This is a genomic window from Plantactinospora sonchi (genome assembly GCF_036422035.1).
GTDB lineage: Bacteria > Actinomycetota > Actinomycetes > Mycobacteriales > Micromonosporaceae > Plantactinospora > Plantactinospora sonchi.
In genome coordinates this window covers 90,057-114,459 of the sequence record NZ_JAZGQK010000019.1, presented here as the reverse complement: position 1 = coordinate 114,459, position 24,403 = coordinate 90,057, and the positions used below count along the sequence as shown (strand labels likewise).

Sequence of the window (24,403 nt, the reverse complement as noted above, 5' to 3'; positions counted from 1 at the left end):
GCCCGTCACAACCTGCCCCGCCCGTTCCCATCGAACCGACGGCCGACCACCACAACCTGCCTCCGCCCGTTCCCACGGAACGTACGGCCGAGCGGTTCAACGCCGAACGGCTGAACCTGCCGCTCCTGAGACGTTGTTCACCTCCGCTTCACCCGAGGGCCGGTCTTCGATCATGCCGCGCTCCTAGCGTCCGCTGGCATCCGCCCGCACTCCCGTTCTCCGTCCGGGTGGATCCCTCGACCAGCAGAGAGGCTCCATGACGATGAGCGAGCGACCCCGGCTGCTTCCCCTGCTCGGCCACACCGGACACGGCGGCCGTAGCGCCATGACCTGCATCTACCGCTGCGGCAACGCCTGTGCACACCCGGTGCCGAACGAGTCGGACAACCCGTACTTCGGTGACGTCGTCAACGGTGAGGTCACCCGGCGGGGCGTGGTCCGGGCCGGCGCGGTCGGCGCCCTGGTGCTCGGCTTCGGCGGTGCCGCCGCCGGCGCGCTGACCGGCTCTCCCGCCCTGGCCGCCCCGGGCGACCCGACTCCGGCGCTGCCGGAGGTGGACAGCTTCACCCCGGCCCGGCCCGGCTCCGGCAACGGCGCGCTCACCTTCAAGCCGATCCCGCCGAACAAGCTCGACAACCTGGTCGTCCCGAACGGGTACGACCACTCGGTGGTGATCCGGTGGGGTGACCCGGTGCTGCCCGGCGCGCCCGGTCTGGACGTGCACCGGCAGACCGCCGACCGGCAGGCGCAGCAGTTCGGCTACAACAACGACTTCGTCGGCGTACTGCCGCTGGACCGCAGGGGCGAGCGGGCGCTGCTGGTGGTGAACCACGAGTACACCAACGAAAACCTGATGTTCCCGAACTTCACCACCCTCGACGCGCTGAGCGTGGAGCAGATCCGGATCGCGATGGCGGCGCACGGCCTGTCCGTGGTGGAGCTGGAACGGGTCGACGAGACCGGTCAGTGGAAGCCGGTCCGCAAGGGACGGCTGCCGTACAACAAGCGGATCACCGCCTGGACGAAGTTCGCCTTCACCGGCCCGGCCGCCGGTTCGGCCTGGCTGCGGACCAAGGCCGACCCGCAGGGTCGCAGCGTGCTCGGCACCCTGAACAACTGCGCCGGCGGCATCACCCCGTGGGGCACCGTCCTCTCCGGTGAGGAGAACTTCAACCAGTACTTCGTCGGCGCCGACGCCGCCCCGGAGACGCTCAAGCCGAAGCTCGCCCGGTACGGCATCAGCACCACCGCCCGCTACCCCGCCGACAGCCGCAAGTGGGACCGTGCCGACGCCCGGTTCGACCTGGCGAAGCACCCGAACGAGGCGCACCGGTTCGGTTGGATCGTCGAGGTCGACCCGTTCGACCCGGAGGCCACCCCGCGCAAGCACACCGCGCTGGGCCGGTTCAAGCACGAGGGCGCGAACGTCATCGTGGCGAAGAGCGGGCACGTGGTGGCGTACATGGGTGACGACGAGCGGTTCGACTACCTGTACAAGTTCGTCTCGGACAAGAAGTTCATGAAGGGCGACTCCTGGGCCGCCCGGAAGAACAACCTGAGCCTGCTCGAGTCCGGCACCCTGTACGTCGCCAAGCTCGACTACACCAGCGCCGACGAGATCGACGGTTCGGGCACGGTACCGGCCGACGGTGCGTTCAACGGTCGCGGCAAGTGGATCAGGCTGGTCCGGGGCAACACGTCGTACGTCCCGGGGATGACCGCGGCGGACGTGCTCACCTTCACCCGGCTCGCCGGCGACGCGGTCGGGGCGACCAAAATGGACCGCCCGGAGGACGTCGAACCGAGCCACCTGACCGGCAAGGTCTACGTCGCGTTGACCAACAACACCAACCGTGGGGTGGGCAGCAACCCGAAGGCGGACGAGGCGAACCCGCGGACCAACAACAAGCACGGGCACGTGCTGGAGCTGGTCGAGGACCGCGGCGACAACACCGCGGAGTCGTTCGCCTGGTCGGTGCCGATCGTCTGCGGCGACCCGACCGACCCGTCGACCTTCTTCGCCGGCTACGACAAGACCCGGGTGTCGCCGATCTCCTGCCCGGACAACGTGGCGTTCGACGGCGCCGGCAACCTCTGGATCTCCACCGACGGCAATGCGTTGGGCAGCAACGACGGCCTCTTCGCGACCGCGATCGAGGGCCCGGAGCGCGGCCACCTCAAGCAGTTCCTGACCGTGCCGCTCGGCGCCGAGACCTGCGGGCCGTTCATCACCACGGACAACCGTTCGGTCTTCGTGGCGGTCCAGCACCCGGGTGAGATCACCGGTGCCTCGCTGGAGAACCCCGCCTCGAACTGGCCGGACGGGGACTTCGCCAAGCCGGGCGTGGTGGTCACCTGGCGGCTCGACGGAGGTGTGGTCGGCAGCTGAGCCCGTCCGGCCGGCGTCCCGTCCGTCATCCGGCCTCCGGTCACCCCTGCCGTGGGGTGGCCGGAGGCCGCTTCCGTCGCACCCGGCCCGCCGGACCCGCACACCGGCACCGGCCGCCGGCGCCGGGTTCGGCGCCGCGTTCCGGACCGGCGCCGCACCGGGACCGGCGCTCCGACGTACCCCGGGGTCAGGGTTCGGTGGCGAGGCCGTCGGCGACGGCGCGGGCCACCGCTAGCAGCTTGGCCCGGACCACCCGGGCCGAGGTCATCATCTCGGCGGCCGGCAGCGCGCAGGCGAGCACCGTACGCCGCTCCATGTCCTTGTCCGGTGCCACCAGTACGGCCGCACACGCCACCCCGGACCGGAACTGTCCCAGTTCCAGTTGCATGCCGCGGCGTTCCCCGGCGGCCAGGTCGGCCTCGAAGGCGTCGGCGGCGACCAGGGTCTGCGGGGTGAACGGTCGCATGCCGTACTCCCGCAGGTAGCGGAACCGCTGCTCGGGGGTGAGGGTGGCGAGCAGCGCCTTGCCGAGCGCGGTGGCGTGCGCGCCCTCGTCGAAACCGGGCACCAGGTCTTCCAGGTACGGCGACCGGGGTCCCTCGGCGAGCGCGGTCAGCGCCACCTGGCCGCCGACGAACCGACCCAGGTAGTGGCTGTACCCGGTTTCCGAGGCGGCCCGCCGCAGCGACTCGCCGACCGCCGGCGGCCCTCGGAACGCGGTCACCAGCTCGCGGTACCGGTCGGCCACCTCCAGCCCGACGATGTAGGTGCCGTCCTCACGTCTGATCACGTAGCCCTCGTAGGCGAGGGTGCGCACCAGGTGGTACGTGGTCGCCACGGTCAACTCGCAACGCCGGGCAATCTGTTTCACGGTCAGACCCTTCGGTGCCCGTCCAACCGCCTCAAGCACGCGCAGGGCGCGCGACACGCTGCGGATCAGGTCCGAAGGTTCCGCCAAGGGGTCGCGCACAACCACCTCCGACGCCGGGGGACTTACAGAATATGAAAAACCGGGCGCCAGCGAAATGCCCGTTCGGATCGAGGATGCCAGATCTACAGCGACCGTGTGTGCACCCACCGACACGAACGGTTCATAAGGGCGGCTCGCGTAGGCTCGTCGCAAATGGCCGAATTACCTCTCACGTCCCCGCCTCCCGCCACCTTCGCCCACCCCACCCGGACCGTGCTCGGCGCCACCGCCACCACCGTCGCCTGCGTCCTACCGGTCTTCCTGGTCGGTGGGCTCGCCGTACAACTCGGCGACGAACTCCGGTTCTCACCGGCCGGGCTCGGCCTCGCCGTCGCCGTCTACTTCGGCGTCAGCGCGCTCGCCTCCATCCCGTCCGGTGCGCTCGTCGAGCGGTACGGCCCGGTTGTCGTCGCCCGGGCCGGCATCCTGCTCGCCGCCGTCACCACCCTCGCCATCGCCACCCTGGCCCGCTCGTACGCCTCCCTGGTCGGCCTGCTAGCGATCAGCGCCGGAGCGAACACGCTCGGACAGTTCGCCAGCAACACGGCCCTCGCCCGGGGCGTACCGCCCGGCCGGCAGGGTCTCTCCTTCGGCATCAAGCAGTCCGCCATCCCGACCGCCACCCTGCTGGCCGGTGCCGCCGTACCGGCGGTGGCGCTGACCATCGGCTGGCGCTGGGCGTTCGTCATCGCCGCCGGACTGGCCCTGGCCACCCTGCCGCTGGTACCCGGCGACCGGACGCCGGCCGCCCGGGCGACCCGGCAACGCGGCGGCCGGCCCACCGGCGCCCTGGTCGCCCTCGGCGCCGCCGCCACCCTCGCCGCCGCCTCCGCGAACGCCCTCGGCGCGTTCGTCGTCGACTCGGCGGTGGCCCGGGGTCTCTCCCCCGGGCTCGCCGGCCTGATGCTCACCCTCGGCGGCGCGCTCTGCCTGCTCGGCCGGGTCGGCACCGGCTGGTGGGCCGACCGGCGCGGCGGCGGCCACGTCGCGGTCATCGCCGGCATGCTGGTCGTCGGTGCCGGCGGGCTGGCCCTGCTCACCCTGGGCGGCACCGTGCCGCTGATCGTCGGCGTCGCCCTCGGCTTCGGCATCGGCTGGGCCTGGCCCGGACTGCTGAACTTCGCGGTGGTCCGGCTGCACCCGCAGGCACCGGCCGCCGCCACCTCGATCACCCAGACCGGGGTGTACGCCGGCGGCTGCCTCGGCCCGCTCGGGCTCGGCGCGACCGCCGGGCACTTCGGGTACCCGACGATGTGGCTGGCCGCTGCGGTGGCGATGCTGATCGCCGCGACCTTCATGCTGCTCGGCCGCCGCCTCCTCCGGGTGTAAGGAAGGGCCCCCTGTTAACAGTCCTGACCCGGCGACCCGCCCCGCGCGGCCCCGGCGCGCCCCCGGCCACCTCAGTACGTCTCCTGGGTGACCACTGCCTGGCTGAAGTCACCTGCCCGGAACGCCTCGGTGGGGATCGAGAAGTACAGCGTCGGAACCTCTGACGGGCCGTCGGTGAGTGTCAACAGGTGTGTGTGGCTGTCCTCCCAGTTCACGATCGAGCCGAGTTCGCCGACCGGCCAGCCGAACGCCGAAGCGCCGGTCGACAGCTCGCCCATCTCGGGGCAGGAGGCGTAGAGGTCTTCGAGCGCGTCCGCGACCGCCATCGGGTGCTCGTCGCCGAAGTCGACGCCGCGGACCGCCTCGCTCCAGACGTCCGGCATGGTCAGCAGTGGTACGGCGGACAGCGGGCTGTGGTCGAAGACGGCGGCGTCGCCCGGCGGGGTCGGCGCCGGTACGGCCCGCGCCGGATCGGCCGGGAGCACCCGCAGCCAGCGCGGGTCGGCGAAGTCCGTCCCCGGCGGGTACGACACACCCCGCGCCGGCTCCAGGATGAAGACGTTGAGCAGTCCGGCCGGCCGGGGCAGGTGCTCGCCGAGCCACCCGGCCAGCGCCCCGGTGTCCAGTACGGCGAGGAGACTCAGCGGGAAGCCGTCGTACTCCGGCCACGGGGTGCCGGGTTCGAGCAGTGCCGGGCCGCCGAGTGCGCACCGACCGGTCGCGGCGCGTTCGTCGGTGACCTCCTCCAGCTCGAAGCCGGGCCGGGCCAGCGCGGCCAACTGGGAGCCCGCCGGCTCGCCGAAGCGCGCGACGGCGGCGTCCCGGAACCGATCAAGTGCGATTCGAAGATCCACGTCGACATCACAACACGGCGTCCCGATCCGTACCACCCCGCCGGAGGCCGAGCCGGGTCGATCCTCGCCGGAGAACCGACCCGGTCAGTCGTGCCGGCGAGCCTAGCCGGTCCATCGCCGGGGCGGGCCGACCCGTCGGCGGCGGCGAGCCGAGCCGGTCTGTCGTCGGGGCGGGTTGGTCCGTCGTCGGCGGGCGAGCCGACGCGGGGTGGTTAACAGGGGGCCCTTCCTATACCGAAAACGTTGATAGGGGGCCCTTCCTTACACCTCAGCCGGTGCGGTCGGCCATGAAGTCGCAGAGGCTTTCCAGAGCCCGCCGGGGGGCACCGTCCGGCAGCGGGGCGAGGCGGGCGCGAGCCTCCTCGGTGTAGCTGCGTACGGTCTCCGAGGCCCGCTTCATCGCCGGCGACTCCCGCAGCAGGCCGAGCGCCTCGGCGTGCAGCGCGTCGTCGGTGACCGGCCCCTGGGCGAGGATCTCCCGTAGCCGGACCGAGGCGGCGTCGCCGTCGTCGGCGGCGAGTGCGTACAGCACCGGCAGGGTGGGCACACCTTCCCGCAGGTCGGTGCCGGGGGTCTTACCCGACTGCACCGATTCGGAGGCGATGTCCAGCAGGTCGTCGGAGAGCTGGAAGGCCATTCCGATGGTCTCGCCGTACCCGGCCAGCGCCTCGGTGTACTCCGCCGGGGCGCCGCCGAACATGCCGCCGAAGCGCAGCGAGGTGGCGATCAGCGAGCCGGTCTTCTCGGCGATGACCTCCAGGTAGTGCGCGACCGGGTCGACGCCGTCACGCGGCCCGACCGTCTCGGCGATCTGGCCGTGCACCAGCCGGGCGAAGGTCCGGGCCTGCAATCGGACCGCCTCGGTGCCGAGGTCGGCGGCGATGTCCGCGGCCCGGGCGAACAGGAAGTCGCCGACCAGGATCGCCACCGAGTTGGTCCACCGCAGGTTCGCGCTCGGTGTGCCCCGGCGTACCGGGGCCTCGTCCATCACGTCGTCGTGGTAGAGCGTCGCCAGGTGGGTGAGCTCTATCACCACCGCAGCCGGCACCACCTGAGGAGCGTCCGGATCACCGAACTGCGCGCCGAGCGCGACCAGCAGCGGCCGGAACCGCTTGCCGCCGGCGTCCAGCAGGTGCCGGGCGGCCTCGGTCACCAACGGATCGGCGCTGGTGACATTGCTCAGCAGCTGCGCTTCCACCGCGGTGAGCACCCGGGTCACCGAAGCCTCAACCTGTTCATCGACAAAGTCGAGCCCGAGCGCCGTCATCCCGTCAGCCGTTCCCCCCACGCCCTCAACCATGCCACACGCTTCGGCGATCACCCGGTGGGGGGAGGCCGGCGGTGACGGCGCGGGTGCGGGGGAACCGGTCATCGGCCCACGAACTCCGCGGCACCGTTGGCGAGATCGAGCAGCGGCGCCGGGGCGACCCCGAGCACCAGCGTGGCGAGCACGCCGATCATCAGCGCCGCGGTGGTCAGCCCACCCGGCAGCGAGACGGTCGGGGTGGCGTCACCCGGCTCGGAGAGCCACATCATCACCACCACCCGCAGGTACGGGAAGGCAAGGATCATGCTGGTCAGCACACCGGCGATCACCAGCCAGGACTGCCCGGCGTCCAGCGCCGCCCCGAAGACCGCGAACTTGCTGGTGAAGCCGCTGGTCATCGGAATACCGGCGAAGGCCAGCAGGACGAGGGTGAACACACCGGCGTAGAGCGGGGAACGGCGGCCCAGCCCGGCCCAGCGGGACAGGTGGGTCGCCTCGCCGTCGGCGTCCCGGACCAGGGTCACCACACCGAACGCGGCGAGCACCGTGAAGCCGTACGCCACCAGGTAGAACATCGTGCTGGAGAGGCCGTCGCGGGACAGCGCCAGGACGCCGACCAGCAGGTAGCCGGCGTTCGCCACCGACGAGTACGCGAGCAGTCGCTTGATGTCGGTCTGGGTGACCGCCAGCACCGCCCCGACCAGCATGGTGAGAACCGCGATGACGCCGAGGACCGGCTTGAAGTCCCAGTTCGCCCCGAAGAACGCGACGTAGAGCAGCCGGAGCAGACCACCGAACGCGGCGACCTTGGTGCAGGCGGCCATGAAGGCGGTGATCGGGGTCGGCGCGCCCTGGTAGACGTCCGGGGTCCAGACGTGGAACGGCGCTGCCGCGATCTTGAACAGCAGACCGATGGCGAGCAGGGCGAGCCCGGCGAGCAGCAGGATCGGGCTGGCCGTCGAGTTGCCGACCGCGTCCCGGATGGTCTGGAAGTCGACCCCGCCGCCCTGGTTGCCCGCACCGACCGTGAAGCCGTAGACCAGCGCCATGCCGAACAGGAAGAACGCCGAGGCGTACGAGCCGAGCAGGAAGTACTTCAGCGCCGCCTCCTGGCTCAGCAGCCGCCGGCGGCGGGCCAGCGCGCAGAGCAGGTAGAGCGGCAGCGAGAACGCCTCCAGCGCGATGAACATCGTCAGCAGGTCGTTCGCGGCGACAAAGAGCAGCATGCCGGAGACGGCGAAGAGGGTCAGCGGGTAGACCTCGGTCAGCCCGTTCTCCTTCTCGGCCTGCCGGCTGTCCTCGGCGGAGCCGACGGTGACCGCGGCGTGGGCCACGAAGGCGCCGCCCCGCTGCACCGTACGTTCGCCGATCAGCAGCAGCGACATCCCGGCCAGTACCAGGATCGCGCCCTGCAGGAAGAGCGTCGGCCCGTCGACCGCCACCGCGCCGCCGATCGTGATCACCCGGTCGTCGGCGTTCAGCACCACCATCACCAGCGCGGCGACGACGGCGAGCAGGCCCAGGACGAGTTGCACCAGATGCCGCCGGGCCCGGGGCACGAACGCCTCGACGAGGACGCCGAGCAGGGACGCCCCGAACAGGATCAGGATCGGCGCGAGTGCCGCGTAGTCGATCGCCGGAAGCTTGAAGTCCATTATCGGACCTTCCTTACGTTCGCGACTGGGGGCCGTACGACGGCGCCCGACGTGAGGAGGCGGCTCACCGGTGTGCCTCCTGGACGGTGCCCACGGTCGGAGCCGGATCCTGGGTGTTGAGGTCCTGCTCCATGGTGGCCTGGACGGCGGGGTTGATGACGTCGGTGACCGGCTTCGGGTAGAAGCCGAGGACCAGCAGGAGCGCGATCAGCGGGGCGACCACGACCTTCTCCCGTACCGACAGGTCCCGGCGCATCCCCTCGACGCCGGTCAGCGCCGGGTTGAGGGTGCCCTGGGTGGTGCGCTGCACCATCCACAGCACATACGCGGCGGCCAGGATGATGCCGGCGGTGGCGATGATCGCGACCGGCTTGTTCACCGTGTACGTACCGATCAGCACCAGGAACTCGGAGATGAACGGTGCCGTGCCGGGCAGGGCCAGCGAGGCGAGACCGGCGAAGAAGAGCACCCCGGCCAGTACCGGGACGAGCTTGCCGGCGCCACCGAAGTCGCTGATCAGCGCGGAGCCGCGCCGGGCGACCAGCATGCCGACCACCAGGAAGAGCAGGCCGGTGGCGAGACCGTGGTTCACCATGTAGAGCACCGCGCCGGTGCCGGCCTGGCTGGTGAAGGCGAAGATGCCGATCCCGATGAAGCCGAAGTGCGCGATCGAGGTGTACGACACGAGCCGCTTCAGGTCGTTCTGCCCGACGGCGAGCAGCGCCGCGTAGATGATCCCGACCAGTGCCAGCGCGATCGCCCACGGGGCGAACCACTTCGACGCCTCGGGGAACAGCGGCAGGCAGTACCGCAGGATGCCGAACGTGCCCACCTTGTCCATCACGCCGACCAGCAGCGCGGCGGAACCGGCCGGGGCGGCGCCACCGGCGTCCGGCAGCCAGGTGTGGAACGGGAAGAACGGTGCCTTGATCGCGAACGCGATGAAGAAGCCGAGGAACAGCCAGCGTTCGGTGCCGGTGGAGATGTCGATCTGGGTCAGCGCCTGCCAGTCGAAGGTCTTGCCACCGACGACCCAGAGGCCGATCACCGCGGCCAGCATGAACAGACCGCCGACCAGCGAGTAGAGGAAGAACTTCACCGCGGCGTACTGGCGCTGGTGGCCGCCGTAACTGCCGATGAGGAAGTACATCGGCACCAGCATGACCTCGAAGAACACGTAGAACAGGAAGACGTCGGCGGCGGCGAAGACGCCGATCATCGTGGCTTCGAGGAAGAGCAGCAGCGCGAAGTAGACCGGAACCGACCGCTTCAGGTTGTCCGCGTCGTGCCAGGAGGCCAGGATCACCAGCGGTACGAGCAGCGCGATCAGCGCCAGCATCACCAGGGCGATGCCGTCCGCGGCGAAGGTGAAATTCACCCCCCAGCGCGGAATCCACGAGTACGACTCGCGCAGCTGCATTCGGTCGCCGCTGGCGTCGAACGCGATCCACATGAAGACCGCCAGCACCAGGACGGCGAGCGACCAGCCGAGCGCGATGCGCTTGGCCAGTTCACCCCTGCTGGCGGGCAGGAACACCACCAGCAGACCGCCGACCAGCGGTGCGACGGTGAGCACCGAGAGGAAGGGGAAGTCGGACATTATGCGGCCTTACCTCCGTCGTCAGTGCCCGGCCGGATGAGCCCGGCCGGCTGGATCGGCGCGGCCGGTCGGTTCAGGTGGGTCACGCGAACCACCCCGCCTGCACGGCCAGGAACGCCGCAACCACCAGCAGGGCGCCGGTCAGAATGGACGTCGCGTACGACCGGACGAAGCCGGTCTGCAGCCGGCGCAGTCGGCCGGAGCCGCCACCGACCGCGGCGGCGAGTCCGTTGACCAGCCCGTCGACGCCCCGGTTGTCGAGGAAGACCAGCGCCCGGGTGAGGAAGATGCCCGGCTTCTCGAAGACCGCGACGTTGAACGCGTCGGTGTACAGGTTGCGCCGGGCCGCGGTCACCAGCACGCCGGCCGGCTGCTCCTGCGGGGCGGTGCCCTTGCGGAACAGCGCCCAGGCCAGTCCGGCACCGAGCACGGTCAGGCCGAGCGAGAGCACGGTGATCACGGTGTGCGAGAGCACCGGCTCGTGGTGCTCGCCGTGCCCGAGCACCGGCGTCAGCCACTGGGCGACCGGCGACTTCATCAGGAAGCCCGCGACCACCGAGCCGAGACCGAGCAGGATCAGCGGCACGGTCATCAGCAGCGGCGACTCGTGCGGGTGGTGGATGTCCTCGGTCCACCGCTTCGGGCCGTGGAAGGTGAGCACGAAGAGCCGGGTCATGTAGAACGCGGTCAGTCCGGCACCGAGCAGCGCTGCACCGCCGTACAGCCAGGCGGTCCAGCCCTCGCGGGCGAACGCCTCGACGATGATCGGCTCCTTGGTGAAGTAGCCGGAGAACGGGAACATGCCAATGATCGCCAGCCAGCCGAGGCCGAAGGTGACCCAGGTGATCTTCATGTACTTCGCCAGCCCGCCGAAGCGGCGGATGTCGACCTGGTCGTTCATGCCGTGCATCACCGAACCGGCGCCGAGGAACATGTTGGCCTTGAAGAAGCCGTGCGCCAGCAGGTGGATGATGGCCAGCGCGTACGCCCCGCCGCCGAGCCCGACGCCGAGGAACATGTAGCCGATCTGGCTCACCGTCGACCAGGCCAGGACCCGCTTGATGTCGTCCTTGGCGGCGCCGATGATGCAGCCCATCAACAGGGTGAGGGCACCGACGCTGACCACCACGGTCTGCAGCGTCGGGTCGAGCGAGAAGATCGGGTTGGACCGGGCGATCAGGTAGACGCCGGCGGTCACCATCGTGGCGGCGTGGATCAGCGCGGAGACCGGGGTCGGGCCCTCCATCGCGTCCGGCAGCCAGGCCTGGAGCGGGAACTGGCCGGACTTGCCGGCCGCGCCGAGCAGCAGCAGCAGGCCCATCACCAGTACGGTGCTCCCGGCCAGTGCGCCCGCGCCGTTGAAGACGTCGGCGTACTGGGTGCTGCCCAGGGTGGCGAACATGATGAAGATGGCGATGGCCAGGCCGGCGTCACCGACCCGGTTCATCAGGAACGCCTTCTTGCCGGCGGTGGCCGCGCTGGGCCGGTCCTGCCAGAACGAGATCAGCAGGTACGACGCGACACCGACGCCCTCCCAGCCGACGTAGAGCATCACGTAGTTGTTGCCGAGCACCAGCAGCAGCATCGCGGCGACGAACAGGTTGAAGAACCCGAAGAACCGCCGCCGGCCGGCGTCGTGGCGCATGTACTCGACCGCGTACAGGTGGATCAGGAAGCCCACACCGGTGATCAGCAGGACGAAGACCGCGGCCAGCGGGTCGAAGAGCAGGCCGAAGTCGACGTGCAGGTTGCCGACCGTGATGAACTCCCAGAGGCTGCGCTCGACCGAGCGGTTCTCCAGGCCGCGCAGCTGGAAGAAGTAGGTCAGGCCGAGCACGAAGGCGACGCCGACGCTGGCGACGCCGAGCCAGTGCCCCCACTTGTCCGCCCGCCGGCCGAGCAGCAGGAGGATCGCCGCGCTGACCAGCGGGATCGCCACCAGCAGCCACACGCTGCCCAGCAACCCCGTGGCCTGGGCGTACTCCACAGTATGTTCCACTGGTGGGCCCCTCTTAGTACTTCAACAGGTTGGCGTCGTCGACGCTCGCCGAGCGCCGAGTCCGGAAGATCGTCATGATGATGGCCAGTCCGACCACGACCTCGGCGGCGGCCACCACCATGACGAAGAACGCCATGATCTGACCGTTCAGGTCGCCGTTGATCCGGCTGAACGTGACCAGCGCCAGGTTGGCCGCGTTCAGCATCAGTTCGATGCACATGAAGAGGACGATCGCGTTCCGCCGGACCAGCACCCCGCCCGCGCCGATGGTGAACAGCACCACGGAGAGGATCAGGTAGTGGGTCGGCGAAACCGAGAAGAAGTCCGACATGTTATTTCTCCGTCCCCTTCAGCGCGATCTCCTCGTCGGCCAGCTCGCGCTGCGGCAGGATCTGCGGAACGCTCCGGTCGGTCACCGCGCCGTCGGGCAGCCGGGCCGGGGTGGCGACCGAGGACGAGGTGGCGTAGACGCCGGGGCCGGGCTTCGGGCCGGGGTAGTTGCCGGGCCGGAACCGGGCCTTCATCGTCGCCACCTGGTCCATCCGGTCCTGGCGGCGCCGCTCGACGTGGGCCAGCACCATCGCACCGACCGCCGCCGTGATCAGCAGCGCGGAGGTGATCTCGAACGCGAAGACGTACTTGGTGAAGAGCAGCGTCGCGATCCCCTGCACGTTGCCGCCGGTGTTCGCCTGCTCCAGGCCGGCCGCGTCCACCTGGCCGAGCGCCCGCCACAGTCCGGTGGCGACCAGGATGCCGAAGCCGAGGCCGAGAACGATCGCCGCGATCCGCTGCCCGCGCAGCGTCTCGATCAGCGAGTCCGAGGCGTCCCGACCGACCAGCATCAGCACGAACAGGAAGAGCATCATGATCGCGCCGGTGTAGACGATGATCTGCACCATGCCGATGAACGGCCCGGCCTGGAGCACGTAGAAGACACCGAGGCAGAGCATCGTCAGCACCAGCCAGAGCGCCGAGTGCACCGCGTTGCGCGCCCACACCATGCCGAGCGCGCCGAGCAGGGCCAGCGGGGCGAGGATCCAGAACGTCACCTGTTCCCCGCCGGTCACCCCGCCGGCCGCCGCGAGCACCGAGGTGTTCATGGCCTCTCTCCCGTCGTACCGGAGCCGTCCAGCGTGCCCGTCTCGGACCAGGGCGCCCGCTCGGCTCCGGCCGAGGTGCCCGGGTTGGTCAACGCGCCGACGTAGTAGTCCTTCTCGGTGTCACCGAGTCGCATCGGGTGCGGCGGCTGCTCCATCCCCGGCAGCAGCGGCGCCAGCAGCTGCTCCTTGGTGAAGATCAGGTCCTGCCGGGTGTCCCGGGCCAGCTCGTACTCGTTGCTCATGGTGAGCGAACGGGTCGGGCAGGCCTCGATGCAGAGCCCGCAGAAGATGCACCGGGCGTAGTTGATCTGGTACGTGCTGGCGTACCGCTCGCCCGGGGAGAACCGCTGCTGCTCGGTGTTGTCGCCACCCTCGACGTAGATCGCGTCCGCCGGGCAGGCCCAGGCGCACAGCTCACAGCCGATGCACTTCTCCAGCCCGTCCGGGTGCCGGTTGAGGATGTGCCGCCCGTGGTAGCGCGGCGCCGAAACCGGCGGCTTGAACGGGTAGTCGGTGGTGACGACCTTCTTGAACATGTGCGAGAAGGTGACCCCGAACCCCTTGAACGTTCCGGTGATCGCGCCCACGTCACACCTCCTTCTCGTCGAGGCCGGTAGCGGCCCCGCCCTGTCCGGCGCCGACGGCGGCCGGCTCGCCGGTCCCGAGGTTGGCCGGTTCGCGCTCGGCGACCGCCCGCTTCATCCGCGGGCTCGGCGGCACCTGGAGATCCATCGGTGGCAGCGGGAAGCTGCCCGCCGGTCGCCGGTCCGCCTGCTCCTGCAACGTCCGCTTCGGAGGCTGCTGCTTGCTCGGCCAGAGCAGCGAGATCAGCAGTACGGTCAGCACCAGGCCAGCGGTGATCAGGGCCTTGGTGGTGGTACCGAAATCTTCCTTCTGCAGGGTGCGGATGCCGGCCAGCACCAGGATCCAGACCAGGTTGATCGGCAGCAGCACCTTCCAGCCGAGCCGCATGAACTGGTCGTACCGGAGCCGGGGCAGCGTGCCGCGCAGCCAGATGAAGACGAAGACCAGCGCGATGACCTTGCCCATGAACCAGAGCAGCGGCCACCAGCCGGAGTTCGCCCCCTCCCAGAGGGTGATCGGCCACGGCGCCCGCCAGCCGCCGAGGAAGAGCGTCGTGGTGACCGCGGACATGGTCACCATGGCGACGTACTCGGAGAGCATGAAGAGCGCGAACTTCAGCGAGCTGTACTCGGTCATGAAGCCCGCGACCAGCTCCGACTCCGCCTCGGGCAGGTCGAACGGCGCCCGGTTGGTCTCACCGACGGTGGAGATGAAGAAGATGATGAAGCTCGGCAGCAGCAGGATCGCGTACCAGCCGGGGGCCGGCAGGTCCACGCCGGCGATGTTCAGCCGGGTGCCGTCCCCCTGGGCGGCGACGATCCCGCTGGTCGACATCGTGCCGGCGGTCATGAAGACCGCGACGATGGAGAGCCCCATCGCCACCTCGTACGAGATCATCTGCGCGCTCGACCGGAGACCGCCGAGCAGCGGGTACGTCGAGCCGGACGCCCACCCGCCGAGCACGATGCCGTAGACGCCCATCGAGGAGCAGGCCAGCAGCACCAGCACCGCCACCGAGACGTCGGTGACCTGCAGCGGGGTCCGCTCGCCGAAGATGCTCACCATCGGGCCGAACGGCACCACCGACAGCGCGGTGACCGCGCTGATCACCGAGATGGTCGGGGCGAAGAAGTAGACGACCTTGTCCGCCGCCTTCGGCAGGATGTCCTCCTTGAAGGCCATCTTGAGACCGTCGGCGAGGGTCTGCAGCAGACCGAACGGGCCGATCTGGTTCAGACCGGGGCGCTGGGCCATCCGGGCCACCACGCGGCGCTCGAACCAGACACCGAGCAGGGTCGCCAGGACGGCGAAGACAAACGCCCCGACAATCTTGATCAGGACGAGCCACCACGGATCCCTGCCGAAGTCCTGCAGTGTCGGATCCTGGGCGAGATACGTCAGACTCCTCATCGCGCACCCCCAGCGCTGTTCAGCAGCGGCCCCGGCGCGCCGGCCGCGTCGGCGGCGACCGGTCCGGCGGCACCGGCGGTCAGCCGGACGATCGCGCCGGAGGTCACCCCGAGGCTGCGCCGTACGGTCGCGCCGGGCGAGTTGGTGGGCAGCCAGACCACGCCGTCCGGCATCTCGGTGATCGCCGCCGGCAGGGTGATCGCGCCGCGGTCGGTACCGACCGTGACCGCCTCGCCGTCGGCGACGCCGAGCGCCTCCGCGGTGCCCTTGCCGAGCCGGACCAGCGGCGGCCGGGCCGTGCCGCCGAGGTGCGGGTCGCCCTCGGTCAGGGTGCCGTTGTCGATCAGCTGGTGCCAGGTGGCCAGGACCGCCTCGCCGGCACCGGGCCGGACCGGCTCGGCCGGTGCCACCGCCGGGGCGGCGGTCCGGGAGGCCCGGGTCGTCGGCAGCGCGCCGAGCTCGCGGCGGATGCTGTTCACGTCACCGGTGCCGAGCCGTACGTCGAGCTGGGCGGCGATCGCGTCCAGTACCCGGGCGTCGGTCATCGCCGTCGTGTTGAGTACCGCCTCGAAGGTGCGCAGCCGGCCTTCCCAGTCCAGGAAGCTGCCGGGCTTCTCCACCACCGGGGCGACCGGGAAGACCACGTCGGCGCGGCGGGTGACCGCGCTGTGCCGCAGCTCCAGGCTGACCAGGAACGGAACGTTCTCCAGCGCCTCGTCGGCCAGCCTCGGGTCGGCCAGGTCGGCCGGGTCGACCCCGGCCACCACCAGCGCGCCGAGTCCGCCGGACGCGGCGGCGGCGAGGATGCCGTCGGTGTCCCGGCCCGGCGCGCTCGGGATGACCCCGGCCGCCAGGTCCCAGAACTCGGCCAGCTCGCCCCGCGCCGCCGGGTCGGTCACCGGCCGGCCGCCGGGGAGCAGGTTCGGCAGCAGGCCCGCGTCGACCGCGCCGCGGTCGCCGGCCCGCCGGGGCACCCAGGCCAGCCTGGCCCCGGTGGTCTCGGCCAGTTCGGCGGCGGCGGAGAGCCCACCGGGTACGGTCCCGAGCCGCTCGCCGACCAGCAGCACCGCACCCGGCTGGCGCAGCGCCTCGGCGACCGTCGGGTCCTCGGCCAGCAGCCGGGCCTCGTCGCCGGGAACCGCGGTCAGCACGGTCGCGCCGAGCTTGACCAGGCCCCGGCTGGCGAACGGCGCCAGCGCCACGACCCTGAGGCTGCCCTTGCTGTGTGCCTTGCGCAGCCGCAGGAAGAGGATCGGGCACTCCTCCTCCGGCTCCAGCCCGGCGATCACCACGACCGGAGCGTTCTCCACGTCGGCGTAGCTGACGTCGGTGCTGCCGGCGACCGTACTGGCCAGGAACTGGGCCTCCTCGGCGGAGACCGGCCGGGCCCGGAAGTCGACGTCGTTGCTGTGCAGCGCCACCCGGGCGAACTTGGCGTACGCGTACGCGTCCTCGACGGTGAGCCGGCCGCCGGTCAGGACGCCGACGCCGCTGCCCGCGTCCCGGGCCTCCCGCAGCCGCTCGGCAGTGTGCACCAGCGCCTCGCTCCAGGACGCCTCGCGCAGCTCACCGGTCTTGGCGTCCCGCAGCAGCGGAGTGGTGATCCGCTCGTTCGCGGTGGCGTACCGGAAGCCCCAGCGGCCCTTGTCGCAGTTCCACTCCTCGTTCACCGCCGGGTCGTCGCCGGCCAGCCGGCGCATCACCTTGCCGCGCCGGTGGTCGGTGCGCTGGGCGCAGCCGGCCGAGCAGTGCTCGCAGACGCTCGGGGTGGAGACCAGGTCGAACGGGCGGGCCCGGAACCGGTACTGGGCGCCGGTCAGCGCGCCGACCGGGCAGATCTGCACCGTGTTGCCGGAGAAGTAGGAGTTGAACGGGACGTCGCCCTCGTCGCCCTCCTCGCCGCCGTAGACCTCGTCCCGGTAGACGTTGATCTCCTCGGCGCTCGACCGGTTCATCAGGTCGATGAACTTGTCGCCGGCGATCTCCTCGGAGAACCGGGTGCAGCGCTGGCAGAGCACGCAGCGTTCCCGGTCCAGCAGCACCTGGGTGGAGATCGGCAGTGGCTTCGGGTACTCCCGCTTCTGTTCCTGGAACCGGCTGTCGGTCCGGCCGGTCGACATCGCCTGGTTCTGCAGCGGGCACTCGCCGCCCTTGTCGCACATCGGGCAGTCGAGCGGGTGGTTGATCAGCAGCAGCTCCATGATCCCCTGCTGCGCCTTCTTGGCGACCGGGGAGCTGAGCTGGGTTCGGACCACCATGCCCTCGGCGACCGTCTGAGTGCAGGAGGCGACCGGCTTGCGCTGTCCCTCCACCTCGACCAGACACTGCCGGCAGGCGCCGGCCGGCGCGAGCAGCGGGTGGTCGCAGAACCGCGGGATCTCGATGCCCAGCTGCTCGGCGACCCGGATCAGCAGCGCACCCTTCGGCGCGGTGACCTCGATGCCGTCGATGGTGAGCGTGACGGTGTCGGCCTTCTTCGCGACATCAGTCATTAGTGGGCTCCTACGAGCTGCTTGTCCGACAGCTTCGGCGCCGTCCGGCCCTCGATGTAGTCGAGGTAGTCCTGCTTGAAGTACTGCAACGAGGAGGTCACCGGGCTGGTCGCGCCGTCACCGAGACCGCAGAACGAGCGGCCGAGGATGTTGTCGCAGGTGTCCAGCAGGGTGTCCAGGTCCTGGTGGGTGCCCTGGCCGGCCAGGATCCGCCGGTAGGTGCGGACCATCCAGTAGTTGCCCTCCCGGCACGGCGTGCACTTGCCGCACGACTCGTGGTGGTAGAACTCCAGCCACCGGTAGGTGGCGTAGACCGGGCAGTCCTGGTCGGAGAAGATCTGGGTCGCGGTGGTGCCGAGGATCGACCCCGCCGCCGCCACCCCCTCGAAGTCCAGCGGTACGTCGAGGTGCTCCGCGGTCAGCAGCGGGGTGGACGAGCCACCCGGGGTCCAGAACCGCAGGTTGTGGCCGGGCTGCATGCCGCCGGCCAGCTCGATCAGCTCGCGCAGGGTGATGCCGAGGCCGCACTCGAACTGGCCCGGGTTGTTGATCCGGCCGGAGAGCGAGTAGATCATTGGCCCGGAGGACTTCTCCGTACCCATGGTCTTCCACCAGGCCGCGCCACCGAGCACGATGTACGGCACGCTGGCGATCGTCCCGACGTTGTTGACCACCGTCGGGGAGGCGTACAGGCCGGCCACCGCCGGGAACGGCGGACGCAGCCGGGGCTGGCCCCGGAAGCCCTCCAGCGAGTCCAGCAGCGCGGTCTCCTCGCCGCAGATGTACGCCCCGGCGCCGCTGTGCACCACCAGTTCCAGGTCGAACCCAGAGCCGAGGATGTTCCGGCCGAGGTAGCCCTTGGCGTACGCCTCGTTCACGGCGCTGCGCAGCCGGCGGGCGGCGTGCACCGCCTCGCCCCGGATGTAGATGTAGGCACGGTTGGCCCGGATCGCGTACGACGCGATGATGACCCCCTCGACCAAGGAGTGCGGGTCGTGGGTCATCAGCGGCAGGTCCTTGCAGGTGCCCGGCTCGCCCTCGTCGGCGTTGACCACCAGGTAGTGCGGCTTGCCGTCACCCTGCGGGATGAAGCCCCACTTCAGACCGGTCGGGAAGCCGGCACCACCCCGGCCGCGCAGGCCGGAGTCCTTGACCAGCTGGATCAGGTCGTCCGGGTGCGCGGCGAGCGCCTTGCGCAGCGCGGCGTAGCCGTCGAGCCGCTCGTAGACGTCGAGCTGCCAGGCGTCCGGCGACAGCCAGCGCTTGGTCAGGACCGGGGTCAGCTTCTCCAGCGTCTCCCGGCGCGGCGTGCTGCTCATTTGGCCTCCTTGAGCGCCTGCTCCTGGGGCTGCGGGGCGTCACCGGCGGGCTTGCGGTCGCTGGCCGGCTTGCTGGTCCCGGCGCCGGCCGCCTCGGCCGCGGGCGCGCCGCCGGTCGGTGCCTTGATCGGGGTGTTCGGGTCGAAGCCGGCCACCGAGATGCCGTGCTGCTGCGCCAGGCGCAGCCCGCGCAGTGTCGGGTCCCCGGCCACACCGTCGGCCACCGCTTCCGGTCGCGGGTCGGCGAACCCGGCGAGCTGCAGCGACATCTCCTTGAGGGTGCAGAGCCGGCCGCCCCGTGCGGGCTGCGGCCGGCCACCGGCCCGCAGCTCGTTGACCAGTGCGACCGCGGTGTCCGGGTCGACCTGGTCGAAGAAGTCGTAGTTGACCGTCAGGACCGGGCCGTAGTCGCACGCCGCCAGGCACTCGGCGTGCTCCAGGGTGACCTTGCCGTCCGGGGTGGTCTCGTCGTGCCCGACGCCGAGGTGCTCGCTGAGCGTGTCGTAGACCTGCTGGCCGCCGAGCACGTTGCACATCGTGTTGGTGCAGACGCTGACCAGCCAGTCACCGGTCGGCCGGCGCTTGTACATGGTGTAGAAGCTGGCCACCGCGCCGACCTGGGCCTTGTTCAGGCCGAGGACCTGGGCGCAGAACTCGACGCCGGCCGGGGAGACGTACCCCTCCTCGGACTGGACCAGGTGCAGCAGCGGCAGCAGCGCCGAGCGGGACCGGTCGGCCGGATAACGGGCGATGATCTCCTTCGCCCGTTCCGACAGTTTCTCGACGAGGTTCTCCGCGCGGTCCAGGCTGCTCCGCGGCCCGGGGACGTTGCCGGGTCCGGACGCCGAGGCGCCGTTGAGCTGAGTCTCGGTCATTAGCGATCACACCCACCCATCACCGGGTCCAGCGACGCGCCGCCCGCGATCACGTCGGCGATCAGGCCGCCCTCGGCCATCGCCGGCAGCGCCTGCAGGTTGACGAAGCTGGGCTCGCGGTAGTGCACCCGGTACGGCCGGGTGCCCCCGTCGGAGACGGCGTGCACGCCCAGTTCGCCGCGAGGCGACTCGATGCCGACGTAGACCTGGCCCGGCGGCACCCGGAAGCCCTCGGTGACCAGCTTGAAGTGGTGGATCAGCGACTCCATCGACTGACCCATGATCTTGGCCACGTGCTCCAGCGAGTTGCCCATCCCGTCGACGCCGATGGCGAGCTGCGCCGGCCAGGAGATCTTCTTGTCGGCGACCATGATCGGGCCGGGGCGGAGCCGGTCCAGCGCCTGCTCGACGATCTTCAGCGACTCCCGCATCTCGGCCATCCGGACCAGGTAGCGGCCCCAGACGTCACCGGACTCGGTGGTCGGCACGTCGAACTCGTAGTTCTCGTAGCCGCAGTACGGCATGGTCTTGCGGATGTCCCAGGGGAGCCCGGCGGAACGCAGCACCGGGCCGGTGACGCCGAGCGCCAGGCAGCCGGTCACGTCCAGCACCGCCACGTTCTGCGTCCGCTCCAGCCAGATCGGCTGGCCGGAGAGCATGTCCTCGTATTCCTTGAGCTTCTTCGGCAGCAGCTTGAGGAACTCGCGGATCTTGATGATCGCCTCGTCCGGCACGTCCTGCGCGACGCCGCCCGGCCGGATGTACGCCATGTTCATCCGCAGGCCGGTGATCAGCTCGAAGATCTCCAGGACGTACTCGCGCTCCCGGAAGCCGTAGAGCATCACGTTGACCGCGCCCAGCTCCATCGCCGTGGTGGCGATCCAGACCAGGTGCGACGAGATCCGGTTGAGCTCCATCATCAGCACCCGGATGGTGGTGGCCCGCTCGGTCACCTCGTCGGTGATGCCGAGCAGCTTCTCCACCGCCAGCGCGTACGCCGTCTCGTTGAACAGCGGCGACAGGTAGTCCATCCGGGTGACGAAGGTGCTGCCCTGCACCCAGTTGCGGTACTCGAGGTTCTTCTCGATCCCGGTGTGCAGGTAGCCGACCACCGCCCGCGCCTCGCGGACGGTCTCGCCCTCCAGCTCGAGGATCAGCCGGAGCACGCCGTGCGTCGACGGGTGCTGCGGACCCATGTTGACGATGAGCCGCTCGTCGTTGATCGGGTCGTGCCCGCTGACCACCTGGTCCCAGTCGCCACCGGTGACGGTGAAGACCCGCCCCTCGGTGGTCTCCCGGGACTCGGCGTAGCTCGGGGTGCTCGTGCTCGGGTTCGTCGTGCTCACTGGTACGACCTCCGCTGGTCCGGCGGTGGGATCTGGGCGCCCTTGTACTCGACCGGGACGCCGCCGAGCGGGTAGTCCTTGCGCTGGGGGTGCCCCTCCCAGTCGTCCGGCATCAGGACCCGGGTCAGGTTGGGGTGGCCGTCGAAGACGACACCGAACATGTCGTAGGCCTCCCGCTCCTGCCAGTCGGCGGTCGGGTAGACGGCGGTGACACTCGGTACGTGCGGCGCGTCGGCCGACACCGCGACCTCCAGCCGGACCTGACGCCGGAACGTCATCGAGGTCAGCTGGTAGACGACGTGCAGCCGTCGGTCGTCGCTGCCGAGGTAGTCCACACCGGAGACCGAGGAGCAGAGCTCGAACCGGAGTGCCGCGTCGTCCCGCATCACCTGGCAGACCTCGGCGATCCGCGCCGGGCGTACGTGCAGGGTCAGCTCGCCCCGGTCGACCACGACCTTCTCGATCGCGTCCGCGAACCCCGGGTACGCCTCCTCCAGCGCGTCGTGGACCTCGTCGAAGTAGCCGCCGTACGGCCGGGGGCTGCCGGCCACCGCGACCCGCTGCCGGACGAGCCCGCCGAAGCCGGAGGTGTCCCCGGAGCCGTGGATGCCGAACATCCCCTGACCGGCTTTCGTGGCCGGCGGGAACTCGGCCGGGGCACCGCTGGTCGCGCCGACCGGCGGCCGAGCCACCGGCACGCCGCCGCCCGGCTGCTCGCTGGGCCGATTCGGCGTGGCGCCGTTCTGACCGGAGTCACTCACCGACCCGACCCCCCTACCAGGTGGTTCTGTGCCTTCATCCAGTTCTCGATCCGCAGCTGCTCCTCGCGGCCCTCCGCGACGGCCCGGGTCCACTCGGCCCGGCGGGCCTTGTCGTTGCGGTACGACGAGGGCATCGAGCCCGGCGCCACCAGGGGTACGTCACCGCGTGCCTGGCGTGCCTCGAGCATCTTGCGGCCGTTCGGGCCGAGCGGCTCGTGGCCGATCTTCTCGCGCAGCTTGAGGATGGCGTCGATCAGCATCTCGGGCCGGGGCGGGCAGCCGGGCAGGTACATGTCGACCGGCACGATGTGGTCGACGCCCTGCACGATCGCGTAGTTGTTGAACATGCCGCCGCTGCTGGCGCAGACGCCCATCGAGATCACCCAGCGGGGCTCGGCCATCTGGTCGTAGATCTGGCGCAGTACCGGGGCCATCTTCTGACTCACCCGACCGGCCACGATCATCAGGTCCGCCTGCCGGGGCGAGGCCCGGAAGACCTCCATGCCCCACCGGCCGAGGTCGTAGTGGGCGCCGCCGGCCGCCATCATCTCGATGGCGCAGCAGGCCAGCCCGAAGGTGGCGCCCCAGAACGACGACTTGCGGGACCAGTTGACCAGCTTCTCCACCGAGGTCAGCAGGATGCCGGCCGGGAGTTTTTCCTCGATACCCATCTGACGACCTCCCTCAGTCCCAGTCCAGGCCGCCGCGACGCCAGACGTAGGCGTACGCGACGAAGACCGCGACGATGAACAGCACCATCTCCACGAAGGCGAAGGTCCCCAGCACGTCGAAGGAGACCGCCCACGGATACAGGAAGATGATCTCGATATCGAAGACGATGAACAGCATCGCCGTCAGGTAGAACTTGATCGGGAACCGGCCGCCGCCGACCGGCTGCGGGCTCGGCTCGATGCCGCACTCGTACGCGTCGAGCTTGGCCTTGTTGTAGCGCCGGGGGCCGGCGAGGCGCGCGGAGGCGACGGAGAAGAGCGCGAAGCCCGCGGCGAGGGCGAACAGCCCGATGATGGGTACGTACGGCGAGAGCGACATCGTTTTCCCCTGCTCGTCCTTCCCGGCCCTCGGTCAATGCCAAATTCACACTATTCACAGTCCTCCGGGCGACGCTGCCCGGGGTGCCGCTGACGCCCGCGTGCGGGCCCCGACGGCGGTCTACACGGCCGGAGCCGCCTTTGCCAACGCGTTGATGACCCGGTCCATGGCGTCCCCGCCGCGCGGGTCGGTCAGGTTGGCCATCAGCTTGAGTACGAACCGCATCAGGGTCGGATGCGGCATGCCGTGCCTGGTCGCGAGCCGCATCACCTGCGGATTGCCGATCAGCTTCACGAAGACGTTGCCGAGCCGGTAGTAGCCGCCGTAGCGGACCTTCAGCTCGGTCGGGTACGCGGCCAGCGCCCGCTCCCGCTCCGCGCCCGCCGGTCGGGCCAGCGCCTGCACCGCCACCTCGGCGGCGAGTTCACCGGACTCCATCGCGTACGCGATGCCCTCGCCGTTGAACGGGTTGACCATGCCACCCGAGTCGCCGACCAGCAGCACACCCCGGGTGTAGTGCGGTACCCGGTTGAAGCCCATCGGCAGCGCGGCACCGAGGATCGGGCCGTCCGCGTTCGCCTCGTCGGCGAGGCCCCAGTCCTCCGGCGTGTTGCCGAGCCAGTCGGTCAGCAGGCGGCGGTAGTTCGTCTTGCCGAAGCTCGGCGACGAGTTCAGCGCGCCGAGCCCGACGTTGACCCGGCCGTCGCCCATGCCGAAGATCCAGCCGTAGCCGGGCAACAGCTTGTCCGGGTGCTCGCGGCTGCGCAACTCCAGCCAGGACTCCAGATAGTCGTCCTGGTGCTTGACCGCTGACCGGTAGTAGCGACGGACCGCGACGCCCATCGGCCGGTCGTCCCGCTTGGTCAGGCCGAGGGCGAGCGGAAGCCGCCCGGAGACGCCGTCGGCGGCGACGACCAGCGGCGCATGGAAGGTCGCGGGGGTCTTGTCCGGACCGACCTCGGCGGTGACCCCGACCGACCGGCCGGTCTCGTCGAGGACCGGGCCGGTGACGGTGACCCCGGTACGCAGCGTCGCGCCGGCCTCGACGGCACGCTTGGCGAGCAGGTCGTCGAAGTCGAGTCGGGTTCGGACCAGACCGTAGTTGGGGAAGCTGGCCAGGTCGGGCCAGTCGAGTTCGAGGCGTATCCCGCCGCCGATCACCCGCAGGCCGCGGTTGCGCAGCCAGCCGGCCTCGGTCGAGGTGTCGACGCCGAGCTTGACGAGCTGCTTGACCGCGCGCGGGGTGAGCCCGTCGCCGCAGACCTTCTCCCGGGGGAACTCGGTCTTCTCCAGCAGCAGCACCCGGACGCCGTGTCGGGCCAGGTGATAGGCGGTGGTCGAACCGCCCGGACCGGCGCCGACGACGATGACATCCGCGTCGTGTTCGACTGCGGCCATCTGC

20 protein-coding genes are annotated in these 24,403 nt (G+C 70.4%); 2 read left to right on the top strand and 18 right to left on the bottom strand.

The features are described from left to right. Positions 1-262: 262 nt before the first annotated feature. A complete protein-coding gene (locus tag V1633_RS22355; RefSeq protein WP_331216336.1) occupies positions 263-2,389 on the top strand; it encodes a PhoX family protein in 2,127 nt (708 codons plus the stop codon). Between the two features lie 187 nt (positions 2,390-2,576). Here the strand turns inward: V1633_RS22355 and V1633_RS22350 are convergent, their stop codons facing one another. After that, positions 2,577-3,359 carry an IclR family transcriptional regulator gene (locus V1633_RS22350; protein ID WP_331216335.1) on the bottom strand — a complete coding sequence of 261 codons (783 nt, stop codon included), beginning with the start codon at positions 3,357-3,359 and terminating at the stop codon, positions 2,577-2,579. Between the two features lie 153 nt (positions 3,360-3,512). Here V1633_RS22350 and V1633_RS22345 point away from each other — a divergent pair, with 153 nt between their 5' ends. Next, positions 3,513-4,688 (top strand): MFS transporter, encoded by a 1,176-nt coding sequence (locus V1633_RS22345; RefSeq protein ID WP_331216334.1) that lies wholly within the window; start codon positions 3,513-3,515, stop codon positions 4,686-4,688. Between the two features lie 71 nt (positions 4,689-4,759). Here the strand turns inward: V1633_RS22345 and V1633_RS22340 are convergent, their stop codons facing one another. From V1633_RS22340 to V1633_RS22260, 17 genes are all read right to left on the bottom strand, one after another. After that, positions 4,760-5,542: a DUF1963 domain-containing protein gene (locus V1633_RS22340; RefSeq protein ID WP_331216333.1), complete on the bottom strand. Its 783-nt coding sequence runs from the start codon at positions 5,540-5,542 to the stop codon at positions 4,760-4,762. 268 nt (positions 5,543-5,810) lie between these two features. Beyond that, complete coding sequence (locus tag V1633_RS22335) at positions 5,811-6,809, bottom strand: polyprenyl synthetase family protein (RefSeq protein WP_407952083.1); 999 nt, start codon at positions 6,807-6,809, stop codon at positions 5,811-5,813. Between the two features lie 101 nt (positions 6,810-6,910). Further along, complete coding sequence (gene nuoN / locus V1633_RS22330) at positions 6,911-8,467, bottom strand: NADH-quinone oxidoreductase subunit NuoN (RefSeq protein WP_331216377.1); 1,557 nt, start codon at positions 8,465-8,467, stop codon at positions 6,911-6,913. Positions 8,468-8,528: 61 nt separating this feature from the next. After that, complete coding sequence (locus V1633_RS22325) at positions 8,529-10,064, bottom strand: NADH-quinone oxidoreductase subunit M (RefSeq protein WP_331216331.1); 1,536 nt, start codon at positions 10,062-10,064, stop codon at positions 8,529-8,531. 82 nt (positions 10,065-10,146) lie between these two features. Next, positions 10,147-12,063 carry an NADH-quinone oxidoreductase subunit L gene (gene nuoL / locus V1633_RS22320; RefSeq protein WP_331216330.1) on the bottom strand — a complete coding sequence of 639 codons (1,917 nt, stop codon included), beginning with the start codon at positions 12,061-12,063 and terminating at the stop codon, positions 10,147-10,149. 13 nt (positions 12,064-12,076) lie between these two features. Beyond that, positions 12,077-12,394: an NADH-quinone oxidoreductase subunit NuoK gene (nuoK, locus tag V1633_RS22315; protein ID WP_331216329.1), complete on the bottom strand. Its 318-nt coding sequence runs from the start codon at positions 12,392-12,394 to the stop codon at positions 12,077-12,079. A gap of 1 nt (position 12,395) precedes the next feature. Next, positions 12,396-13,163: an NADH-quinone oxidoreductase subunit J gene (locus V1633_RS22310; RefSeq protein ID WP_331216328.1), complete on the bottom strand. Its 768-nt coding sequence runs from the start codon at positions 13,161-13,163 to the stop codon at positions 12,396-12,398. Beyond that, positions 13,160-13,750, bottom strand: a complete 591-nt coding sequence (nuoI, locus tag V1633_RS22305; RefSeq protein ID WP_331216327.1) for an NADH-quinone oxidoreductase subunit NuoI — start codon at positions 13,748-13,750, stop codon at positions 13,160-13,162. The genes V1633_RS22310 and nuoI overlap by 4 nt, the downstream gene beginning before the upstream one ends. Before the next feature lies 1 nt (position 13,751). Next, entirely contained in the window at positions 13,752-15,149 is a 1,398-nt protein-coding gene (gene nuoH / locus V1633_RS22300) for an NADH-quinone oxidoreductase subunit NuoH (RefSeq protein WP_331216376.1), read from the bottom strand. Positions 15,150-15,154: 5 nt separating this feature from the next. Continuing rightward, positions 15,155-17,650, bottom strand: a complete 2,496-nt coding sequence (locus V1633_RS22295) for an NADH-quinone oxidoreductase subunit G (RefSeq protein WP_331216326.1) — start codon at positions 17,648-17,650, stop codon at positions 15,155-15,157. Continuing rightward, on the bottom strand, positions 17,650-18,969 hold the full coding sequence (gene nuoF, locus V1633_RS22290) for an NADH-quinone oxidoreductase subunit NuoF (protein WP_331216325.1): 1,320 nt from the start codon (positions 18,967-18,969) through the stop codon (positions 17,650-17,652). Before nuoF ends, V1633_RS22295 begins: the two co-directional genes overlap by 1 nt. Further along, positions 18,966-19,844, bottom strand: a complete 879-nt coding sequence (nuoE, locus tag V1633_RS22285) for an NADH-quinone oxidoreductase subunit NuoE (protein ID WP_331216324.1) — start codon at positions 19,842-19,844, stop codon at positions 18,966-18,968. Before nuoE ends, nuoF begins: the two co-directional genes overlap by 4 nt. Further along, positions 19,844-21,190 (bottom strand): NADH-quinone oxidoreductase subunit D, encoded by a 1,347-nt coding sequence (locus tag V1633_RS22280; RefSeq protein WP_331216323.1) that lies wholly within the window; start codon positions 21,188-21,190, stop codon positions 19,844-19,846. The genes nuoE and V1633_RS22280 overlap by 1 nt, the downstream gene beginning before the upstream one ends. Further along, positions 21,187-21,951, bottom strand: a complete 765-nt coding sequence (locus V1633_RS22275) for an NADH-quinone oxidoreductase subunit C (RefSeq protein WP_331216322.1) — start codon at positions 21,949-21,951, stop codon at positions 21,187-21,189. Before V1633_RS22275 ends, V1633_RS22280 begins: the two co-directional genes overlap by 4 nt. Further along, a complete protein-coding gene (locus V1633_RS22270; protein ID WP_331216321.1) occupies positions 21,948-22,622 on the bottom strand; it encodes a NuoB/complex I 20 kDa subunit family protein in 675 nt (224 codons plus the stop codon). Before V1633_RS22270 ends, V1633_RS22275 begins: the two co-directional genes overlap by 4 nt. 13 nt (positions 22,623-22,635) lie before the next feature. After that, the gene (locus V1633_RS22265) at positions 22,636-23,001 is read right to left on the bottom strand and encodes an NADH-quinone oxidoreductase subunit A (protein ID WP_331216320.1); all 366 of its coding nucleotides are present in this window, start codon (positions 22,999-23,001) and stop codon (positions 22,636-22,638) included. A gap of 120 nt (positions 23,002-23,121) precedes the next feature. Further along, complete coding sequence (locus V1633_RS22260; RefSeq protein WP_331216319.1) at positions 23,122-24,399, bottom strand: geranylgeranyl reductase family protein; 1,278 nt, start codon at positions 24,397-24,399, stop codon at positions 23,122-23,124. Positions 24,400-24,403 lie beyond the last annotated feature (4 nt).

Coding starts and splice junctions, on each gene's coding strand:
- V1633_RS22310 (WP_331216328.1), bottom strand. CDS start 13,163: ATGAACACCTCGGTGCTCGCGGCGGCCGGCGGGGTGACCGGCGGGGAA.
- nuoK (WP_331216329.1), bottom strand. CDS start 12,394: ATGTCGGACTTCTTCTCGGTTTCGCCGACCCACTACCTGATCCTCTCC.
- nuoE (WP_331216324.1), bottom strand. CDS start 19,844: ATGACCGAGACTCAGCTCAACGGCGCCTCGGCGTCCGGACCCGGCAAC.
- V1633_RS22265 (WP_331216320.1), bottom strand. CDS start 23,001: ATGTCGCTCTCGCCGTACGTACCCATCATCGGGCTGTTCGCCCTCGCC.
- V1633_RS22345 (WP_331216334.1), top strand. CDS start 3,513: ATGGCCGAATTACCTCTCACGTCCCCGCCTCCCGCCACCTTCGCCCAC.
- V1633_RS22355 (WP_331216336.1), top strand. CDS start 263: ATGAGCGAGCGACCCCGGCTGCTTCCCCTGCTCGGCCACACCGGACAC.
- V1633_RS22260 (WP_331216319.1), bottom strand. CDS start 24,399: ATGGCCGCAGTCGAACACGACGCGGATGTCATCGTCGTCGGCGCCGGT.
- nuoF (WP_331216325.1), bottom strand. CDS start 18,969: ATGAGCAGCACGCCGCGCCGGGAGACGCTGGAGAAGCTGACCCCGGTC.
- V1633_RS22295 (WP_331216326.1), bottom strand. CDS start 17,650: ATGACTGATGTCGCGAAGAAGGCCGACACCGTCACGCTCACCATCGAC.
- V1633_RS22325 (WP_331216331.1), bottom strand. CDS start 10,064: ATGTCCGACTTCCCCTTCCTCTCGGTGCTCACCGTCGCACCGCTGGTC.
- V1633_RS22335 (WP_407952083.1), bottom strand. CDS start 6,809: ATGACGGCGCTCGGGCTCGACTTTGTCGATGAACAGGTTGAGGCTTCG.
- V1633_RS22270 (WP_331216321.1), bottom strand. CDS start 22,622: ATGGGTATCGAGGAAAAACTCCCGGCCGGCATCCTGCTGACCTCGGTG.